At 51.3% G+C, this 3196-nt stretch carries 1 rRNA gene; it reads left to right on the top strand.

The features are described from left to right. The first annotated feature begins 210 nt into the window (after nt 1-210). Nucleotides 211-3101, top strand: a 23S ribosomal RNA gene (locus IEX86_RS24490). Nucleotides 3102-3196 lie beyond the last annotated feature (95 nt).

Consider the following 3196-nt stretch of genomic DNA (forward strand, 5'->3'; position numbering starts at 1 on the left):
CCCCCCCCTAAGGGTTGGGTCGGAGCATTGACTTCTGAACTTTGTTTTCAGACTGTTCTTTAAAAATTTGGGTATGTGATAGAAGTACGAACACATAGGCTGTTTCACTGCAGACTATGTGGTCAAGGTAAATTTGCGAGTTCAAGCGCAAGTTTTCGGCGAATGTCGTGTTCCAAACCAAACATAACTTCAGATTCTTTGGGGTTATATGGTCAAGTGAATAAGCGCATACGGTGGATGCCTTGGCAGTCAGAGGCGATGAAAGACGTGATAGCCTGCGATAAGCTTCGGGGAGTCGGCAAATAGACTGTGATCCGGAGATCTCTGAATGGGGGAACCCACCTGACATAAGTCAGGTATCTCACACTGAATCCATAGGTGTGAGAGGCGAACCAGGGGAACTGAAACATCTAAGTACCCTGAGGAAAAGAAATCAACCGAGATTCCCTAAGTAGTGGCGAGCGAACGGGGACTAGCCCTTAAGCTCAATTGATTTTAACCGAACGCTCTGGAAAGTGCGGCCATAGTGGGTGATAGCCCCGTAGGTGAAAGGATCTTTTGAGTGAAATCGAGTAGGACGGCGCACGTGAAACGTTGTCTGAATATGGGGGGACCATCCTCCAAGGCTAAATACTACTGACTGACCGATAGTGAACCAGTACCGTGAGGGAAAGGCGAAAAGAACCCCGGAGAGGGGAGTGAAATAGATCCTGAAACCGTATGCGTACAAGCAGTGGGAGCCCACTTTGTTGGGTGACTGCGTACCTTTTGTATAATGGGTCAGCGACTTATATTCAGTGGCAAGCTTAACCGTATAGGGAAGGCGTAGCGAAAGCGAGTCTTAATAGGGCGTTTTAGTCGCTGGGTATAGACCCGAAACCGGGCGATCTATCCATGAGCAGGTTGAAGGTTAGGTAACACTGACTGGAGGACCGAACCCACTTCCGTTGAAAAGGCAGGGGATGACTTGTGGATCGGAGTGAAAGGCTAATCAAGCTCGGAGATAGCTGGTTCTCCTCGAAAGCTATTTAGGTAGCGCCTCATGTATCACTCTGGGGGGTAGAGCACTGTTTCGGCTAGGGGGTCATCCCGACTTACCAAACCGATGCAAACTCCGAATACCCAGAAGTGCAAGCATGGGAGACACACGGCGGGTGCTAACGTCCGTCGTGAAAAGGGAAACAACCCAGACCGTCAGCTAAGGTCCCAAAGTTGTAGTTAAGTGGTAAACGATGTGGGAAGGCTTAGACAGCTAGGAGGTTGGCTTAGAAGCAGCCACCCTTTAAAGAAAGCGTAATAGCTCACTAGTCGAGTCGGCCTGCGCGGAAGATGTAACGGGGCTCAAACTACACACCGAAGCTACGGGTTCAACGCAAGTTGAGCGGTAGAGGAGCGTTCTGTAAGCCTGTGAAGGTGAGTTGAGAAGCTTGCTGGAGGTATCAGAAGTGCGAATGCTGACATGAGTAACGACAATGGGAGTGAAAAACTCCCACGCCGAAAGACCAAGGGTTCCTGCGCAACGTTAATCGACGCAGGGTGAGTCGACCCCTAAGGCGAGGCTGAAAGGCGTAGTCGATGGGAAACAGGTTAATATTCCTGTACTTCTAATTACTGCGATGGGGGGACGGAGAAGGCTAGGCCAGCTTGGCGTTGGTTGTCCAAGTTTAAGGCGGTAGGCTGACTGTTTAGGTAAATCCGGACGGTTAAGGCTGAGAGCTTATGACGATCCTTCTTATGAAGGAGAAGTGGTTGATGCCATGCTTCCAGGAAAAGCCTCTAAGCTTCAGGTAATTAGAAATCGTACCCCAAACCGACACAGGTGGTCGGGTAGAGAATACCAAGGCGCTTGAGAGAACTCGGGTGAAGGAACTAGGCAAAATGGCACCGTAACTTCGGGAGAAGGTGCGCCGGTGAGGGTGAAGGACTTGCTCCGTAAGCTCATGCCGGTCGAAGATACCAGGCCGCTGCGACTGTTTATTAAAAACACAGCACTCTGCAAACACGAAAGTGGACGTATAGGGTGTGACGCCTGCCCGGTGCCGGAAGGTTAATTGATGGGGTTAGCGCAAGCGAAGCTCTTGATCGAAGCCCCGGTAAACGGCGGCCGTAACTATAACGGTCCTAAGGTAGCGAAATTCCTTGTCGGGTAAGTTCCGACCTGCACGAATGGCGTAACGATGGCGGCGCTGTCTCCACCCGAGACTCAGTGAAATTGAAATCGCTGTGAAGATGCAGTGTATCCGCGGCTAGACGGAAAGACCCCGTGAACCTTTACTGTAGCTTTGCACTGGACTTTGAGCTTGCTTGTGTAGGATAGGTGGGAGGCTTTGAAGTAGGGACGCCAGTTCCTATGGAGCCATCCTTGAAATACCACCCTGGCAACCTTGAGGTTCTAACTCTGGTCCGTTATCCGGATCGAGGACAGTGTATGGTGGGCAGTTTGACTGGGGCGGTCTCCTCCTAAAGAGTAACGGAGGAGTACGAAGGTGCGCTCAGACCGGTCGGAAATCGGTCGTAGAGTATAAAGGCAAAAGCGCGCTTGACTGCGAGACAGACACGTCGAGCAGGTACGAAAGTAGGTCTTAGTGATCCGGTGGTTCTGTATGGAAGGGCCATCGCTCAACGGATAAAAGGTACTCCGGGGATAACAGGCTGATACCGCCCAAGAGTTCATATCGACGGCGGTGTTTGGCACCTCGATGTCGGCTCATCACATCCTGGGGCTGAAGCCGGTCCCAAGGGTATGGCTGTTCGCCATTTAAAGTGGTACGCGAGCTGGGTTTAGAACGTCGTGAGACAGTTCGGTCCCTATCTGCCGTGGACGTTTGAGATTTGAGAGGGGCTGCTCCTAGTACGAGAGGACCGGAGTGGACGAACCTCTGGTGTTCCGGTTGTCACGCCAGTGGCATTGCCGGGTAGCTATGTTCGGAAAAGATAACCGCTGAAAGCATCTAAGCGGGAAACTTGCCTCAAGATGAGATCTCACTGGAGCCTTGAGCTTCCTGAAGGGCCGTTGAAGACTACAACGTTGATAGGTCGGGTGTGTAAGCGCTGTGAGGCGTTGAGCTAACCGATACTAATTGCCCGTGAGGCTTGACCATATAACACCCAAACAATCTGTTGTTTGGTAGACACAGCCGAAAGCTTGTTGAACCGCAAAACCAGATCACATACCCAATTCGGGGAAGCGACTAAA

This window comes from Pseudomonas asuensis (assembly GCF_014646755.1).
Taxonomy (GTDB): Bacteria; Pseudomonadota; Gammaproteobacteria; order Pseudomonadales; family Pseudomonadaceae; genus Chryseomonas; species Chryseomonas asuensis.